14 protein-coding genes are annotated in these 16444 nt (G+C 73.4%); 1 reads left to right on the forward strand and 13 read right to left on the reverse strand.

Annotated features, from left to right (window positions below):
• Nucleotides 1-15: 15 nt before the first annotated feature.
• From ACWEVP_RS00585 to ACWEVP_RS00630, 10 genes are read right to left on the reverse strand one after another with little or no spacing between them, the layout of a single operon-like run.
• Nucleotides 16-831, reverse strand: coding sequence for an HpcH/HpaI aldolase/citrate lyase family protein (locus ACWEVP_RS00585; protein ID WP_452060489.1), 816 nt, complete (start codon nt 829-831; stop codon nt 16-18).
• Nucleotides 828-2036 (reverse strand): CaiB/BaiF CoA transferase family protein, encoded by a 1209-nt coding sequence (locus ACWEVP_RS00590; RefSeq protein WP_452060490.1) that lies wholly within the window; start codon nt 2034-2036, stop codon nt 828-830. Before ACWEVP_RS00590 ends, ACWEVP_RS00585 begins: the two co-directional genes overlap by 4 nt.
• A complete protein-coding gene (locus tag ACWEVP_RS00595) occupies nt 2033-3880 on the reverse strand; it encodes a formylglycine-generating enzyme family protein (RefSeq protein WP_452060491.1) in 1848 nt (615 codons plus the stop codon). The genes ACWEVP_RS00590 and ACWEVP_RS00595 overlap by 4 nt, the downstream gene beginning before the upstream one ends.
• A complete protein-coding gene (locus ACWEVP_RS00600) occupies nt 3877-4899 on the reverse strand; it encodes a ribokinase (protein WP_452060492.1) in 1023 nt (340 codons plus the stop codon). The genes ACWEVP_RS00595 and ACWEVP_RS00600 overlap by 4 nt, the downstream gene beginning before the upstream one ends.
• Nucleotides 4896-6188 carry an ADP-ribosylglycohydrolase family protein gene (locus ACWEVP_RS00605; protein WP_452060493.1) on the reverse strand — a complete coding sequence of 431 codons (1293 nt, stop codon included), beginning with the start codon at nt 6186-6188 and terminating at the stop codon, nt 4896-4898. Before ACWEVP_RS00605 ends, ACWEVP_RS00600 begins: the two co-directional genes overlap by 4 nt.
• Nucleotides 6185-7339 carry an ADP-ribosylglycohydrolase family protein gene (locus ACWEVP_RS00610; protein WP_452060494.1) on the reverse strand — a complete coding sequence of 385 codons (1155 nt, stop codon included), beginning with the start codon at nt 7337-7339 and terminating at the stop codon, nt 6185-6187. Before ACWEVP_RS00610 ends, ACWEVP_RS00605 begins: the two co-directional genes overlap by 4 nt.
• 13 nt (nt 7340-7352) lie before the next feature.
• On the reverse strand, nt 7353-8633 hold the full coding sequence (locus ACWEVP_RS00615) for an ABC transporter substrate-binding protein (protein WP_452060495.1): 1281 nt from the start codon (nt 8631-8633) through the stop codon (nt 7353-7355).
• A 32-nt stretch (nt 8634-8665) separates the two neighbouring features.
• Nucleotides 8666-9493: a carbohydrate ABC transporter permease gene (locus ACWEVP_RS00620; RefSeq protein WP_452060496.1), complete on the reverse strand. Its 828-nt coding sequence runs from the start codon at nt 9491-9493 to the stop codon at nt 8666-8668.
• Nucleotides 9493-10437 (reverse strand): carbohydrate ABC transporter permease, encoded by a 945-nt coding sequence (locus ACWEVP_RS00625; RefSeq protein ID WP_452060497.1) that lies wholly within the window; start codon nt 10435-10437, stop codon nt 9493-9495. The genes ACWEVP_RS00620 and ACWEVP_RS00625 overlap by 1 nt, the downstream gene beginning before the upstream one ends.
• The gene (locus tag ACWEVP_RS00630; RefSeq protein WP_452060498.1) at nt 10434-11447 is read right to left on the reverse strand and encodes a LacI family DNA-binding transcriptional regulator; all 1014 of its coding nucleotides are present in this window, start codon (nt 11445-11447) and stop codon (nt 10434-10436) included. The genes ACWEVP_RS00625 and ACWEVP_RS00630 overlap by 4 nt, the downstream gene beginning before the upstream one ends.
• Before the next feature lie 672 nt (nt 11448-12119).
• On the opposite strand from ACWEVP_RS00630, the gene ACWEVP_RS00635 reads away from it, so the two are divergent.
• Nucleotides 12120-12983: an alpha/beta hydrolase fold domain-containing protein gene (locus ACWEVP_RS00635; RefSeq protein WP_452060499.1), complete on the forward strand. Its 864-nt coding sequence runs from the start codon at nt 12120-12122 to the stop codon at nt 12981-12983.
• A gap of 7 nt (nt 12984-12990) precedes the next feature.
• Here the strand turns inward: ACWEVP_RS00635 and ACWEVP_RS00640 are convergent, their stop codons facing one another.
• The 3 genes from ACWEVP_RS00640 to ACWEVP_RS00650 form a co-directional block, all read right to left on the reverse strand.
• Complete coding sequence (locus tag ACWEVP_RS00640) at nt 12991-13800, reverse strand: hypothetical protein (protein WP_452060500.1); 810 nt, start codon at nt 13798-13800, stop codon at nt 12991-12993.
• 181 nt (nt 13801-13981) lie between these two features.
• Complete coding sequence (locus ACWEVP_RS00645) at nt 13982-16216, reverse strand: FtsX-like permease family protein (protein WP_452060501.1); 2235 nt, start codon at nt 16214-16216, stop codon at nt 13982-13984.
• A partial coding sequence (locus ACWEVP_RS00650) for a hypothetical protein (RefSeq protein WP_452060502.1) occupies nt 16213-16444 on the reverse strand: 232 nt, incomplete at its 5' end. The genes ACWEVP_RS00645 and ACWEVP_RS00650, both read right to left, overlap by 4 nt.

Raw genomic sequence — 16444 nt, forward strand, 5'->3', positions numbered from 1 at the left:
GGAGTTGCTTCACCACTAGTCGGCCAGCGAGAGCACCGTCCGCGCCTGTTCCACCATCGCCACGTCGAGGAAAGTCCCGTCCGGCAACGCGATCGCACCGACCCCGGCGGCCGTCGCCCCGGCGACCCGCGCGATGACCTCGCGCGCCCGCGAAACCTCCTCGCGCGTAGGCAAGAACGCCGTCCGGATCGTGGCGAGCTGGACCGGGTGGATCGCGGTGCGGCCGCGGAACCCGAGTGCTCGCCCCGCCCGGCACGACGCCGCCAGCCCGTCGAGGTCGCGGACGTTCGCGTAAGCGGACATCGCGGGCGGGGCGAGCCGGGCCGCCCGCGCCGCGACGATCACGCGGCTGCGCGCCCACGCCAGCCCGGCGTCGTCGGCCACGCCGAGGTCCGAGCGCAGGTCGGCCTCGCCGAGCCCGATCGACGCGATCGCCGTCGACGCCGTCGCGACCTCCAGGGCCCGTTCGACACCGAGCGCCGACTCGATCAGCGGGTGCAGCGACCGGCCCGGCAGCACGGCCTCGACTGCCAGGACCTCCTGCGGTGTCTCGACCTTCGGCAGCCGCGCGCCCACCGCGAGCGGCAGGCGCGCGACCGCCGCGAGGTCGGCGTCGTGCCACGGCGTGCTCGGGTGGTTGACGCGCACCTGCACCGGCCGCGCCACCGAGGCGAGCAGCTCCAGGACGTTCGCGCGGGCTTCGTCCTTGCGCGCCGGGGCGACGGCGTCCTCGAGGTCGACGAGCACGACGTCGGCTTCGGAGCCGAGGGCCTTGCGGACCCGGTCCGGGCGGTCGGCCGGCGTGTAGAGGAACGTCAGCGGGGGGCTCACACCGCGCCCCGCTCGCGCAGTTCGGCGACCCGTTCGGCCGAGAACCCCAGCACTTCCAGCACCGCGTCGGTGTCCGCGCCGTGCGGGCGGCCGGTGAAGCCGATGACGCCGTCGTGGCCGGACAGCCGGAACAGCGGCCCCTGCATCAGCATCGGGCCGAGCTCGGCGTCGTCGATCTCGTGGATCGTCCCGAGCGCGCGGAACTGCGGGTCCGCGACGATGTCGGCGGCGTCGTAGATCGGCGCCACCGCCGCCTGCGCCTCCTCGAACGCGGCCACGACCTCGTCGCGCGTGCGCTGCCCGATCCACTTGCCGACGGCTTCGTCGAGTTCGTCGGCGTGCAGGGCCCGCTCGGCCCCACTCACGAACCAGGGTTCGCCGGCCAGGTCCGGCCGGCCGACCATCCGGACCACCCGCTCGGCGATCGACTGGGCCGAAGTGGACACCGCGACCCACTGGCCGTCGGCGGTCCGGTAGGTGTTGCGCGGCGCGTTGTTGGTCGAGCGGTTGCCGGTGCGCGGCTGGACGGTGCGCAGCTGGTCCCAGCGCGTGATCTGCGGGCCGAGCATGGCGAGCATCGGTTCGATGATCGCGGTGTCGACGACCTGCCCGCGGCCGGTGTTCGCGCGCGCGGCCAGCGCGACCATGATCGCGTACGCGGTCGCCAGCGACGCGACACCGTCGGCGAGCCCGAACGGCGGCAGCGTCGGCGGCCCGTCCGGCTCGCCGGTGGTCGCCGCGAACCCGCTCATCGCCTCGGCGAGCGTGCCGAAGCCGGGCCGGGACCGGTAGGGGCCGAGCTGCCCGAAGCCGGTGACACGGGCGAGCACGAGCTTCGGGTTCCAGCTCGCCAGCTCCTCGTAGCCGAGCCCCCAGCGTTCGAGCGTGCCCGGCCGGAAGTTCTCGATCACGACGTCGGCCGTGGTGGCCAGCGCGAGGAACACCTCGCGGCCGCCTTCGCTGCCGAGGTCGGCGGTCACCGTGCGCTTGTTGCGGCCCAGGGTCTTCCACCACAGGTTTACGCCGTCCTTCGCGGCGCCGTGGGTACGCGACGGGTCGGGCTTGCGCGGGTGCTCGACCTTGATCACGTCGGCGCCCATGTCGCCCAGGTGCATCGCGGCCATCGGGCCGGCGAAGAGCGTGGACGCGTCGATGACGCGCAGCCCGGCCAGCGCCCCGGTCGAGGGGTCACGGGAGACGGTCACGAGGGCACCTCCCACGCGCAACGGAAGCCGACGGTGGCGCTGCGCGCGAGCCCCAGGCCGGGCAGGAGGAGCTTCACGGTGTAGTCCGGGTCCTTGACCCCGCCTTCGACGTACCACTCGGAGCTTCCGGCGCGGTAGTCGCTGCCACCTTTGAGCATCACGAACCGCGTGCGGCCGTCGGAGTGTTCGCTTTCGGTCCAGTTCCACACGGCGGGGGTGCCGCGGCGAAGCTTCTCCCCCGCCAGCTGCCATTCGTCCTCGGTGGGCAGGCGGCCACCACGCCACGCGCAGTACGCGCGGGCGTCGTCGAGGTCGACGTGGGTGGCGGGCTCGTCCGGAGCGCCCTCCGGGGTCCAGTCGTGGCCGGTGGCGGCCGCGAACTCCGCGAACTGCGCGTTGGTCACTTCGGTGGCCGCTATCGCCACCGCGGTGGTCAATTCGCCTTCACGCTGCAGGGTGCGGGCGTCGTGCAGGCGCGGCGGGAGCGGTTTCCATTCGTCCACATAGGGCGCTCCCTGGTACATGCCGGTCTCCCGGGCGCGGTAGCGGACGGTCAGCACGTACGGACCGGCCGGGACGACCACAGCGTCCGCTTCGGGCGTGCCGGTTGTCCTCTGTGGACTTTTCCGGGTGGCGATCCGGTGCGGGAAGCGGGCATCCGGGTCGTGCGGCAACGGCGGGAGGTCCGGCAGCCACCCTTCGACGGCGGCGCCGATGCCGCGAGCCGGTACCCCGCCGAGGAGGTCCGTGCCGGGCAGCGGGCCGTGGTAGTCGGTGTCGCCGCGGTTGACGAGTGTCCACAGTGTCCGGCCGTCCAGTTCCCATGCGGACGCGTAAACGCCCGCGGCTTCGGCTTCTTCCGCGAGCTCGACGAGGGGCGTCCACTCTCCTTCGAGGAGCAGGTCCTTCGCCGCGCGTTGGAGCGTCACCATCCGGCGGACGGTCGCGGCGTCGCGCGGCGACCAGCCGACCCACGCGCCGAAGACGACCTCCCAGACCATGACGCCGACGCCGTTGAGCCACGCGGACTGGAGTTCCTCGCTGTGGTCGCGGTGCCAGCGGCGGACGTGGTGCTGCATGTGGCGGCGTTCGTACCAGTGGGCGCGCAGGACGCCGGGCACCGGCGAGTCGGCGAAGAACTGGGCCCACGACGCGGTGTGGTCCTCGATCCGCTCGACCGGGAGCTTGGACTCGCCTTCGAGGACGATGCCGGGCCGGGCGGCCTCCAGGCGGTCGACGAAGTCCGGCTCGGCCTTCTTGAGCGTGTCGAGGAAGACGCCGTCCGCCTGCAGATCTTCGACGAGGGCGGCCAGCTCGGTGAGGTCGTCGCTGCCGCGACGGGTGCCGACGTCCCAGGGGTTGTAGTCGACGAAGACGTGCAGCCCTTCGTCGTGCAGGGTTTCGACGAGCGTGGCGAGCCCGGGGACGGCGCGGTAGAAGTCCCACTGGTTGCGGTCGTCGAGGCCGATCACCGGGTAGGCGTGCCAGAGCACGACGGCGTCGAGCCCGCCGAAGCGGGCGCGGGCGTCGTCGAGGAAGCGGTCCGGGGTGAAGCGGCGCGCGTCGAAGTCGTAGAGCAGCTCGTCCCAGAGCCAGACCTGCGCGACGGCGTAGCACGTCTGCGACCAAGCCGCTTGTGGACGGTCGTAGGCGGCGCCGGTGTAGCCGTGCCGGCGCCGGGCGTCTTCCCGCCACTCGAGGAGCTTCGCGCGCCACGCCGGGCGATCCGCGGGATCGGCCGGTGCGGCGAAGATCTTGGCGTCGTCGAGGTCGGCGAGGGGGCCGCGGACCTCGGTGGGACGGTCGATCGGCCGCGGGACGAGGGGGTCGAACTGGTAGGTCATGGTGTCTTCCCTGCGACCTCGGCTGTGGTGGGGACGGCGGCTTGGGCGCCGGGTTTGGTGACGGCGAGCGCACCGGCCACGGTCGCTCGTCCGGCGGCCTCGGGAAGGCTTGCGCCCTGCGCGAGCGCGGCCGCGAGGACGCCGCAGAAGGTGTCGCCGGCGCCGGTGGTGTCGACCGCGTCGACGCGGAGGCCGGGGATCCGCACGGGCTCGTGGTCGCGGCGGAGCACGACGCAGCCCTCCCCGCCGAGGGTGACGACCACGGCGGGCACGCGCTCGAGCAGCTTTTCGGGTTCGCCGGCGAGGTCGGCGGCCTCGTGTTCGTTGACGACGAGCAGGTCGAGGACCTCCCAGAGCGAGTCCGGGAGGTCCCGCGCCGGCGCGGCGTTGAGGATCATCAGGGCCGCGGGCTTCCGGGCCGCGGCGGCCGCGGCCACCACGTCGAGGGGGATTTCCAGCTGGGCGAGCACGACGTCGGCCTCGGCGATCCGGTCGGCCTGCGCCGCGCCGATCCGCACGTGATCATTCGCGCCGGGGGCGACGACGATGGCGTTCTCGCCGTCGGGGGCGACGGTGATGAAGGCGGTACCGGTGGGCGCGTCGGCCCGTTCGACCAGGTCGGTCCGGACGCCGGCGCCCCCGAGGGAGACGAGGAGGAGGTCGGCGCCTTCGTCTTCGCCGAGCGCGCCGACGAAGGTGGTGTCGGCGCCCCCGGCCAGCGCGGCGGCGACGGCCTGGTTGGCGCCTTTGCCGCCGGGGCTGCGGCGGAGGCGCTCCCCGAGGATGGTTTCGCCGGCGCGGGGCGGCCGAGGGACATCGACGGCGAGGTCCACGTTGGCCGACCCGACGACCACGACCCGCCCGGAGGCCGAAGCCCGGTCACCTTCCGCGCGGCCTTCGCCAAGGGGCGCGCCGCCGGCCGACCGGTCGCCGGGCGCCACTCGACCGGCGGCGGAAGCCGGGCCGCCCGCCGGAGTGCCGGGTGCGGCCCGGCCGTCGGGCACCGGCCGGCCGGTCATCGGCCGGCCTCCGCCAGCGCCGCCGTGCGGGCCGCGAGGTCCGCGATCCGCCGCTCGCCACCCGGCAGCGACGTCGCGATCCGGCCGTCCAGCGGCTTGCTCCAGTACTCGTCCACACCACTCACGGCGCCGACCACTCCCCCGACCGTCGCGGCCGCGGAGTCGGTGTCCCAGCCCGCCGTCACCGCGATCGCGATGCTCCGCCCGAACTCCCCGCCACCCGCGGCGAGTGCGTAGGCGATCACCGCCGCGTTGTTCAGCACGTGCACCCAGTGCAGGTGCCCGTACGCTTCGTGCAGCCGGTCGAGTCCACTCGCGACATCGCCCGACGACGCCGCCGAGCGTCCGAAGTGGACCGCCGCCGCCAGGTCGCAGCCGGCCGGGAGCACTGTCGATGCCGCGTCGAGCACCTCGTCCACCGTGTCGCACACCATCGCCGCCGAGGCGAGGGCCGCGGCCCACATCGCGCCGTACACCCCGTTGCGCGTGTGGCTCAGCCGAGCGTCCGTCCACGCCAGCCGCGCCGCCGAAAGCACGTCGCCCGGGGACACCCAGCCGAACACGTCCGCGCGGATCAGCGCGCCGATCCACTCCCGGAACGGGTTGTGGTGCGTCGCCGTGTCCGTGCGTGCCTCGAGGAGGTTCCGGTACGCCGCGCGCTCCGCCGTGAACACCCGCCCGGCCGGCAGGTTGTCCAGCCACAGCTGCGCGACGTCGTCCGTCGTGAACGAACGCCCGTGCGTCTCCAGCAAGGAGAGGGCGAGCATCGGGTAGTTGAGGTCGTCGTCCTCGGGCATCCCGTCGATGTTCTCCGCCAGGGACGTCGGCGCCGACCGGCGGTTCCACGGCCACCGCGCGGCGACGTCGTCCGGCAGCCCGACGGCGGTGAACCAGCCGGTCAACGGCCAGCGGCCGGTCGCCCGCAGGATCTCCTCGATGCCTTCGCGCGGGATCTTCTCCACCGGCTTGCCCAGCAGGCACCCCGCGGCCCGGCCGGTCCACGCGTTCAGTTCACGCCCCCGCGAACCGCGCGGCAGCGAAGCCGCCGGTGGCAGCTCCAGCGCGTCCCACGGCGGATCGGCGGGAGGCGCGCCCACCGCGTCCAGCAGTTCCCGGGCCAGCTCACGCAGTTCGGGCGCCGCCGGCCCCGCGCCGCTGACGGCCGGCACCGGCGAGCCGCCCGCCGCGACCCACCGCTCCCGCACCGCGGCGACGTCCGTGCCCTCCGCCGCGGCCTGCACCAGCTCGTGCGGGAGCAGGTCCTCCGGCCGGGCCCAGGTGAGCCTCACGCCGTCCCCGCCAGGAACTCGGCCCGGGCCGCGGCCCGCTCGCGGTCGGCCTTCAGGATGTCCGCGGCCGCCGAAGCCAGCAGGTGCCCGGTCTCCCGCAGGTCCATCCGGCTGGCCTCGCCGATCTCGTCGACCCAGTCCGCCGGCACGACCGCCGTCCCGCCGAGGCCGGCGCACACCGCGCCCGCCATCACGGCGATCGAGTCGGCGTCCCGGCCGTAGTTGACGGCGGCCAGCACCGCGCTCCGGAAGTCACCCCGGTGCGCGAGCACGAACGCCAGCGCGGCCGGCAGCTCCTCGATCGACTTGGTCCGCGACGGGCGCCGCGCGTCCATCGACATCTCGCGGTAGTGCGGCCCGACCGAGTCGAACGGCGCGACGGTCTCGCGGACGAGAGCCGCCAGCGCGCGTTCTTCCCCGTCGGTGGCCGGGGGAACGGACCGGCCACCGAAGGTCTCCACGACCGCGCGCACCGCCGCAGCGGTCCCGTCGTGGGCCACGTCGAGCGCGGCCTGGACGACGTCGCCGAGCGCGGCGCCCGGGGCGACCGCGGCCGCCACCATCGCGGCCAGCACCCCCGCCGCCTCCCGGCCGTAGCTCGACTGGTGCGCGCCGGTGAGGTCGATCGCCTCGGCGTAGGCCGCCCGCGGATCACCCGCGTTGACGACGCCCACCGGGGCGACGTACATCGCCGCGCCGCAGTTGACCACGTTGCCCACGCCCGCTTCACGCGGATCCACGTGTCCGTAGTGGAGTCTCGCGACGATCCACTTCTCCGCGAGGAAGACCCGCTGCAGCAGCAGCGCCGTCGACTCCAGCTCCGGCACCCAGCGCGGCTCGCCGATCATCAGCGGCACCAGGTCCTCGGCCATCGCGTACGCGTCGAGGTGCGCGCGGCGCTTCGCGTACACCTCGACGAGCGCCCGCGTCATGAGGGTGTCGTCGGTGATGTGCCCGTCGCCCTTGTGGTACGGCGCGATGGGCCGCGCGGTCCGCCAGTCCGGGTACCACGGTCCGACGACGCCGGTCACCCGGCCGCCGTGCCGTTCTTCGATCTGCTCCGGGGTCCACCCTTCGGTGGCGCCGCCGAGGGCGTCCCCGACGGCCGCACCGGTGATCACCGCGACGGCCCGGTCTTGAAGCCAGGTCACCAATCCGCTCCTGTCACTTGCTGACGCTCTTCCAGCCGTCCTCGAGCTGCTTCGCGAGGCCGGCGGCGTCGATCTTCTGCCCGAGGAACTGCTGGTACGCCGGGGTCGCGACGGTGTCCTTCCACTGCGCGTACTTGCCGGCGAACAGGTAGGGGGCCGAGGTCAGGTACTCCCCCGAGGCGAGGATTTCCTTCCAGCCGTTCTTCGCGCCGAGCTTGGTGGTCAGCGCCTGCCGCGCGGACGTCGTCGGCGGGATGAGCGCGTCGGCCTCGTTGATCGCGGCGAGGTTTTCGGTGCTGGTGAAGAAGTCGACGAACTCGGCGGCTTCCTTGACGTGGCCGGAGTCCTTGTTGACCGACAGCGTCTGCGGGTTGGCCGCCTGCGCGGGCCCGGCCGAGCCGGCCAGCGGCGGCAGCACGACCCAGTCGAAGCCCTTCGGCGCGTCCTTGGCGATGTTGGCGGCCTGGTAGGAACCCTGCACGGTCATCGCGACCTGGCCGGCGTAGAACGGCGCGAGCGCCTTGGTGCCGGACTGCGTCAGCGTGACCGGGAGGATCGAGTGGTCCTGGTGCGCCATCGCGTCGACCAGCTGCGGCAGCGCCTGCTCACCCTGCCCGACGCTCAGCTGTGCCTTGTCTCCGGTGCCGTCGAAGTACTTGCCGCCGAACCCGGGAGCGAGGGCGACGAACGCCGCCGTCGGGCTCGACAGGCCCCAGCCGAGGCCGAACTTGCCGTCCTTCGTGGTCGCCTTGGCGATGTCGCGCAGCTGGTCCCACGACATCGTGGCGCCCGTCGGGATCGTGACGCCCGCCTGCTGCAGCTGGGTCTTGTTCGCGAAGACCACATAGGACTGCAGCTCGGTCGGGACGGCGATCACCTTGCCGTCGACGGTCACCGAGTCCAGGACGCCCTTCGGGATGTCCGCGCGCTTGCCCTCGGGCAGGTACTGCGACAGGTCGGCGAGGTAGCCGTCGGTGGCGAAGGGGGCGATGCCGGCGGCTTCGTAGTGCACGATGTCCGGCGCGGTGCCCGCGTTGAACTGGGTGATCAGCTTGTCGTAGACGCCGTCCCAGCCCGCCTGGACGATCTTGACCTGCACGTCCGGGTGCGCCTTGTTCCAGTCGCCGACGATCTTCTGCGTCGCGGCGATGGCGGCGGGCTGGTCCGACAGGGACTGGAAGGTCAGGGTGACGGGCCCGTTCCCGCCGTCCCCGCTTCCGCCGCTCCCGCACGCGGCGAGCAGCAGGCCGGCGACCGTCAGTGCGGCGGCGGCGATCATGCGTCGTGTCTTCATCGACCGACCTTTCGAGGTTTCTCTGGTGGGGTTCATCCCTTCACCGCCCCGGCCATCAGGCCGCTGGTGAGCTTCCGGCGCAGGATGCCGAAGAAGACGATGCTGGGAATCGCGGCGAGCACGGCACCCGCGGCGAGCGGGCCGAGGGCGACCTTGCCCTCGCCGCCGACGAACATGTTGAGCGTGATGGGCAGGGTGTAGTTCTCCGGCGACTGCAGCAGCACCAGCGCGAAGAAGAACTCGTTCCACGACGAGACGAAGCTGAACATCGCCGTCGCGACGACACCGGGCGCCAGCAGCGGGAAGACGATCGTGCGCAGCACGGTCAGCCGGCTCGCGCCGTCCATCGCCCCGGCTTCCTCGAGCTCCACGGGGATCGCGGAGACGTACCCCTGCAGCATCCAGAGCGCGAACGGCAGCATGTACGTGGTGTGCACGAGCGTCAGGCCGGCGAGGTTGTCGGCCAGGCCGAGCGTCCGCAGGATGAGGAACAGCGGCAGGATGATCAGCACGACCGGGAACACCTGGCTGACCAGGATCCAGCCGACGCCGGCGGCCCGGATCTTGCCCTTCAGCCGCGCGAGCACGTACGCCGCGGGGACGGCGATCACGACCGACAGCGCGGTCGAGGCGAGCGCGACGATCAGGCTGTTGGCCGCCGATCGCACCAGGCCCTGCTTGTTCAGCGCCTCGGTGTAGTTGTCCCAGTGCCACTCGCTCGGCAGCAGGCTGACCGTCAGCGAGTTCAGCTCGCCCGACGACTTGACCGACGCGGAAATCAGCCACAGCAACGGGAAACCGAGGAACAGGATGTAGAGCGCGAGGGCCGCGTACTGGGCCGGGCGCACGAGAACCCGCATCAGCGTCCCTTCCCGGCGGTGCGGTCGTCGCGGAACTGCGACCGCAGGTAGACGGCGAGGATGAGCACGACCACGACGACGAGCACGAGGCCCATCGCGGCGGCGTAGCCGATCTCGCGATTCTTGAAGGCTTCGAGGTAGATGAACAGCACCGGCACCATCGTCTTGCCGCCCGGCCCACCCGCGGTGAGCACGTAGACCAGCGAGAACGAGTTGAAGTTCCAGATGAAGTTCAGCGACGTGATCGACGTGACGATCGGGCGCAGGCTCGGCCAGGTGACCGCGGTGAAGCGCCGCCACGCGCCGGCACCGTCCACAGAGGCCGCTTCGTGCAGTTCGGCCGGGATCTGCTGCAGGCCGGCCAGGAGCGTCACGGTCGTCTGCGGCATGCCGACCCAGACGCCGACGACGATCACGGCGGGCAGCGCGACCGAGAAGTCGCCGAGCCAGTTGATGTCGTCGGGCAGGCCGACGCTGCCGAGGAAGGCGTTGAGCGGGCCGCCGTTGGCCGAGTAGATCATCTGCCACATGATCGCCACGACGACCGGCGGCATCGCCCACGGCACGAGCGCGAGCACCCGCGTCAGGCCCTGCAGCCGCAAGCCGGAATTGAGCAGCAGGGCGAGGCCCATCGCGGCGGCCAGCTGCAGCAGCGTCACGCCGACGGTCCAGATCATGCCGATCCGCAGCGAATCCCAGAACAGGTCGTTGCCGGCGAGCTTCGTGAAGTTGCCGATGCCGGCGAAGCCGTAGTCCGGGTGCCGGACCAGGCGCGCGTCGGTGAAGGCGAGGAAGATCCCGACGACGAGCGGGGCGACGCTGAGCACGAGGATCGGGATCAACGACGGCAGCACCAGCGCGATCGCCTCGCGTCGCCGCGTGCGGGCCAGCGCGGGCTTCTTCCTGCCGGGCGCGGGCGCCGGGCGGGTCAGGGTCGCCGTCAAGCCGCACCTCCGGTCGACTCGCGCACCATCAGTTCGGGGCCGACCGCGACCTGCTGCGCGGCGTGGTCCGGGTCGTCGGCGAGCCGGAGCATGATCCGCGCGGCCGCGCGGCCGCGCTCGGTCGAGCCGAGGGACACGCTGGTCAGGCTGGGCTGGAAGACCCGGCCGAGCTCGGTGTCGTCCATGCCCGTGATCGCGACGTCGCCGGGCACCGAGAGGCCCGTTTCCCGGACGGCCCGGATCGCCCCGATGGCGAGCAGGTCGTTCGCGGCGACGAGGGCATCGAGGGGCGCGCGGGGTTCGCGGGCCAGCAGCTTCCGCGCGGCGTCGAGCCCGGCGGTGACGGTGAAGTCGGCGGCGACCTCCTGGTCGGTCCGCTCGAAGGCGATGGTTTCGGTGGCGGCGTCGAACCCGCGCTGGCGGGCCGCGCCCGGCGTGGTGTCGAGCGGCCCGTTGAGGAACCCGACCCGGCGGCGGCCGAGGGCGTGCAGGTGACGGACGGCCGCGCCGATCCCGCCGGCGGAGTCCGTGGAGACGGAGCTGATGCCGCGGTCGTCCAGCGCCCGCCCGATCACCACGACCGGGACGGGGGCCTGCTGGATCTCTTCGATCAGCCGGTCGTCGGTGCGCAGCGGGCTGACGATCATGCCGTCGACGAACCCGCTGTTGAGGCTGCGCACGAGCTCGGTGGTGGACCCGGCGGTGTCCCCTGTGGACATGACGACGACCCGGTACCCGTGCGGGGCGAGGACTCCGTGGATGGCCCGCATCATTTCGACGTAGACGGGGTTCCCGATGTCGGCGACGGCGAAGGCGACCTGAAAGGTCTTCTTCAGCCGCAGCGACCGCCCGATGGCATCGGCGCTGTAGCCGAGCTCGGCGGCGGCGGCGCGGACGCGTTCGACCATCGCCGGGCTGGCACCGGTCCCGTGCAGGGCGCGCGAGGTCGAGGCCAGGGAGACCCCGGCCCGCTCGGCGACCTGCAGCAGCGTGGCCCGTGTTGACGTCATCGGCTACCTCGGAGTGCGAGTTTGGAAACGTTTCCAAGTGCGGATCGTGAGGCTGGAAACGTTTCCAATCGGATTAATCCTGATACTGGCACTCGGTTGGCGTGGGTGTCAACACGGCACGGAGAGCGCGCGAGCGGTTACCGCCCGGGGGTCGGCGCGGCCCCGGTGGCCGCCCGTGGTCGGGCATGGATGGGTTCGGCGAGGTCGCGGCTGGAGGCTGCGGCCGGGAGGGCGGCGGGCCCGGCAGGCTCGCGGCCGACGGTCGGGACGAGTGGCCCAGCAAGACCTCGCCTCGCCGCCCGCGGCCCGCGGCCGCGCGGGCCCGGCAGGCGCGCAGCCGACGGTCGGGACGAGTGGCCCAGCAAGACCTCGCCTCGCGGCCTGCGGCCCGCGGCCGCGCGGGCCCGGCAGGCGCGCAGCCGACGGTCGGGACGGGCGGCCCGCCAAGACCTCTGCTCGCCGCCCGCGGCCCGCGGCTGCGGCCGGGCGGGCCCGGCAGGATCACGGCTCATGGGCACGGGCGGCGGGGCCCGGCGAGGTCTCGGCTCGGGCGTCGGCGGCGAGCTCGGCGAGGGAGCCGGCCATTGCCCGTCCGGCGCCCGATCCGCCGTGGCAGCTCCCGCATTCTGGTACCGGTGGCCGGGTTAACCGGTATGCCCCGATAGTGGTCGCGTGCTCACTTCCCGTGCCCCGCTCACCCTCCCCCGGGCCGAACGGACCGAGACACGAGTGTCCTATCGGGACGCTCTCGTGGCACCCCTGCCCGGCTACCGTCCGCTGCTGCTGGACCTGGTCGTCCCGGGTGGCGGCGGTGGGCACCCGGTGGTGGTCTACCTCTACGGCGGCGCGCCGGCCGCCGGGTCGCACAAGCACAGCCGGCTGGGCGATCGCGTCACGGACCGGCTGGTGGCGGCCGGGTTCGCCGTCGCGCGCGCCCAGTACCGGCACGGGCGCGAGGCCCCCTTCCCCGCGCAGGTGCACGACGTGAAGGCCGCGGTCCGCTGGGTCCGCCACCATGCGGCCGAGCTCGAGCTCGACGCCGGCCGCGTCGCGGCGTGGGGACATTCCGCCGGCGGCTACCTCGCCGCCATGCTTGCCGTCACCTCGGACGACCCGGCCTTCGAGGGCGACCTCGGGATCACGGGCCCGTCGAGCCGGCTCGGCGCGGCGATCGCGTGGAGCCCGCCGACGGACTTCACGCGCATTCCGCCGCCACCGGCGGATTCGGTGCTGCACAGCAGCGGTCACGACCCGCACGACTGGCTCCCCGGTCCGACGGCGAGCCCGCTGCTGCACGCGTCGGCGACCGCGGCGCCGCTGTTGCTGGCCCACGGTACCGACGACGCCGGAATCCCGATCGCCCACAGCGAAGCACTGGTCGCCGCCTACTGGCGCGCCGGCGCCGACGCGGACCTGATTCGCCTGGAGGGCGCGGGTCACTTCTACGGCGAGCGGAAGCTCGAGCAGGTCACCGACGCCGGGATCGCCTTCCTGCGCAACCACTTGAACCGCGCTGGGCCGGACCCGGCCGGGTGAAACGCGCTCAGCCCACGATGTCGATCTCGAACGCCTCCGCGGCGCTGTACTCGACGTCGGCCCACACCGCGCCTGGGAGGGCGAAGCGGCGGTGGGACGTCAGCCGATCGTCGTAGCCGGGTTCGCTCTTCGGGTTGTGGCCGACGCCCGTCTTGTCGGAACCCCACGCGAAGATGTTGCCGACCCACATCGGCTTCGACACGCCGTCCCGGTTGATCCGGGGGCGGACGACGATGGCGGCGCCGATGCTGCCGGACAGGTTGAGCCGCACGGTGTTCTGCCCGGCGTTGGGCGGGGTGACGGTGATGCGTTCCATGAGCTCCACTCCCGGTTCGGTGGTCAGCGACGCCGGCGTGTCCACGCCGGGCCAGTAGTCCGCGACGACGGAGATGTCGATGCCGGGGTCGACGTCGAGCAGGTACTGCGCGGCGATCGCGCCGGCGGGGATTTCGGGTTTGCCGGTGGCCGTGGCGATCCAGTACAGCGGCGGCTCGACGCCCTGGTCCGCGAACGCGGCCTTCACCTTCGGCCAGGTCGACCGGTTGCAGTAGACGACCGGGTGCGCGAACCCCGACCGGCGCCGCATCCTGGCCCAGCCGGGCGCTTCGGCGGGCGTGGCGTCGCCCGGCTCGACGTCGAGGACGTGCCCGTCGTTCGTCGACGCCTTCTTGACGATCCGCACCTTCAGCGCGTCGGGGAACAGCGCCCAGTCCGCCGTGCTCCACGGCGCGAGCCTGATCCGGTCGATGTACCCCGCCACGAGGACGGGCCGCCGGTCCTTCTTCAGGATGTTTCGCGCGGTGACCGCGTCGTACATGATACGCATCGGATCGCCCCGGAATCGTGGATCGGCGAATATCAGCGTATTCAGCATCACCCAAAACGAAAACCGTCGCCAGGGCGAATGGGGCGCCTTTTCGGGCAGGATCCACTTGCCCGAAAAGGCTTTCCGGGCTGCGGCCGGCCCCGGAAACAACCGGACCGGCCGCGGCGACCGCTCATTCTTCCCGCAGATTCTCCAGGCTCGCCGTCCGCCACAATGCGGGCAGTGTCAGCGCGGTGACGAGCAGTACCGCGGCGACCGCCGTCGCCGTCAGCACCGCGATGGCCGGCCCGTCGACGACCATCGGGCGGTGCACCACCAGGGTCAGGACCAGCCAGTCGAGCGCGAGGCCGGCCGGTACGGCGACGGCCACCGCGACCGTCACCGGGATCGCCAGCTGCCAGATCAGCGACCGCGCGAGCACTCCGCGTCCGACGCCGTTCGCGGTCAGCGCGGCGAGGCTGCGCCGCCGTTCCCGCAGCTGCTCCCACGCCGCGACCAGCAGGCTGCCCGCGACGAACAGCAGGACCAGGACCGAGCCGACCGACAAGGCCCGGGTGATGAGCGCGTAGGTGCTGTCGTGCTCGGTGCCGAGGGAGTACACGGTTCCGTTCCACCCCACCGTGTTCCGGACGTGCTCCACCAGGTCCGGGTCGGCGGCGGGGACGTCCGCGGCCAGGTTCAGCCCGACGCCGGACGCGGTCGCCATCGCGGCCGGGGTGACGAGCAGCACCGCCCCGGCGCCGCCGGAGCCGGCCACGAGCCGGACCGCCGGAACCGTCCACTGTGGAGGGACGGCCGCGCCGGCGCGCCGGGCCCCGGAGAACCACACGCGGTCGCCGGCCGCAGGCAGGTAGCCCCGGAACCCCGTGGCGTAGACGCCGCCGTCGCGGCAGTCCGCGAGCCCGGCCTGGGCCCGCAGGTCGGCGCACGTCCCGACGACGACCGTGGCCCGCTCCCCTTCGGCGTTCTCGATCAGGCCGTGGATCCGTACCGGCGCGTCGCGCTGCCCGGGCAGCGCGCGGAACGCGGCGGTGAACGCCTCGCCGTCGGCCCAGGTCGTGGCGAAGTAGCTCGCCAGCACCTTGACCTCCCGCGGTGGGGGCCGGTCGCTCTCGGTGCGGGCGTAGACACCTTGCAGCGCAATGGATCCGGCCAGCACGACGGCGACGCCGCTGACCAGGCGTGCGGCGGTCGCGCTGTCCAGCTGGAGCCGGCGGACGGCCAGCAGCCAGGCGGGCGAGCCGCCGTGCAGCCGGGCGGCGACGCGCTCGACGACCCAGGGCAGCACGAGGGGCACGGCCGCGAGGACGAGGACGACACCGGCGATCACGCCGGGGCTTTCGGCGTCGTCGGGACCGGTGAACAGCAGTGCCCCGCCGACGGCCGCGGGCAGGAGGCGCCACCCGAGCCGGCGCCGGATCCGCGCCCCGCGCCGCACGACGCCCAGTGGCTCGATGACGACCGTCCGCAGCGCGAACACCGCCGCCGCGCACGCGAGCACCGGCAGCACCAGCAGGGCGGGGACGCCGAGCCGCCAGTCGGGGACGACGTCGCTGCCGAAGAGGCCGCCACGGAAGGCGGTGACGGTGACCCGCGGGACGAGCACCCGGACGAGCTGGAACAGCGCCAGCCCGGCGAGCAGGCCGGCGAGCGAGCCGAGCATGGCCTCGCCGGCCGCGATCCGGCGCACCTGCCCGCGCTCGGCTCCGATGAGGCGCAGCGCGGCGAGCCGCCGGTCCCGGGCCGCCGCGGCGAGCCGGGTGCTGGTGACGACGAAGACGAACACCGGGACGAGGCAGGTCGTCGCGCCGACCACGACGAGCAGCAGTTCGAGCGAGGTGAGGGCGCGCCGGTGGGTGTCGGCGCCGAACCGGCTGACCGGCGAGGCGTCGGGCAGCTGCGCGACGGTGGCGGAGCCGACGTAGAAGAAGAGCTCGTGCGGGCCGGTGAGCCCGGCGTCGCCGATGGTGCCGATGACGCGCTGGGGGAACCGCGGGCGCAGCAGTTCGCCTTCCGGCGACCGCAGGAGGTCCGCGAGCGCCGGCGACAGGACGGCCTCCCCCGGCCCGGGCAGCCGGTCGACGCCGGGCGCGGCGGGCGGACGCGGCCCGCTGGGCTGCACGAGGTAGCCGCTGAGGCCCCGGCCGCGGTATTCGTCGGCGCGGGAAAGGGTGTGGACGGGATCGATACCCGGCGCGGCGGGCGCGAAGTCGGGCATGCGCGCACCGGCCCGGTCGTCCCGGGCGCCGATGAGGTGCGGGACGGAGGTCGCGGTGAGCAGGACGACCACGCCGAACCCGACCCCGGCGGCGGTGAGGGCGAGCCGCACGAGCGCGGTGCGCGCCCCGCCGCCGCCCAGGGCGAGCCGCATGCCGAGGAGGAGATCGGCGCTCCAGCGGCGGATCACCGGGCCACCTCGGAGAGATCGGGGCGGCGGGCGAGAGGGGTGGCCCGGCGACCGGGATGCGCGGCCAGGCGAGGCTCGAGTGGGCTCACCACGGCGACCGCGCCTCGAAGCCGCAGCCGGCGACCGCCACCGGGCACCCGCGACACCACCGCCGCACCCCGCACCCCGCCACCACCGCCGGGCACCCGCGACACCACCGCCGCACCCCGCACCCCGCCACCACCGACG

It is taken from the genome of Amycolatopsis sp. NPDC003865 (assembly GCF_053605345.1).

Excerpts from the sequence above, each read along its gene's own strand:
- ACWEVP_RS00600 (WP_452060492.1), bottom strand. The coding sequence starts at position 4,899 with ATGACCGGCCGGCCGGTGCCCGACGGCCGGGCCGCACCCGGCACTCCG.
- ACWEVP_RS00615 (WP_452060495.1), bottom strand. The coding sequence starts at position 8,633 with ATGAAGACACGACGCATGATCGCCGCCGCCGCACTGACGGTCGCCGGC.
- ACWEVP_RS00630 (WP_452060498.1), bottom strand. The coding sequence starts at position 11,447 with ATGACGTCAACACGGGCCACGCTGCTGCAGGTCGCCGAGCGGGCCGGG.
- ACWEVP_RS00620 (WP_452060496.1), bottom strand. The coding sequence starts at position 9,493 with ATGCGGGTTCTCGTGCGCCCGGCCCAGTACGCGGCCCTCGCGCTCTAC.
- ACWEVP_RS00595 (WP_452060491.1), bottom strand. The coding sequence starts at position 3,880 with ATGACCTACCAGTTCGACCCCCTCGTCCCGCGGCCGATCGACCGTCCC.
- ACWEVP_RS00640 (WP_452060500.1), bottom strand. The coding sequence starts at position 13,800 with ATGTACGACGCGGTCACCGCGCGAAACATCCTGAAGAAGGACCGGCGG.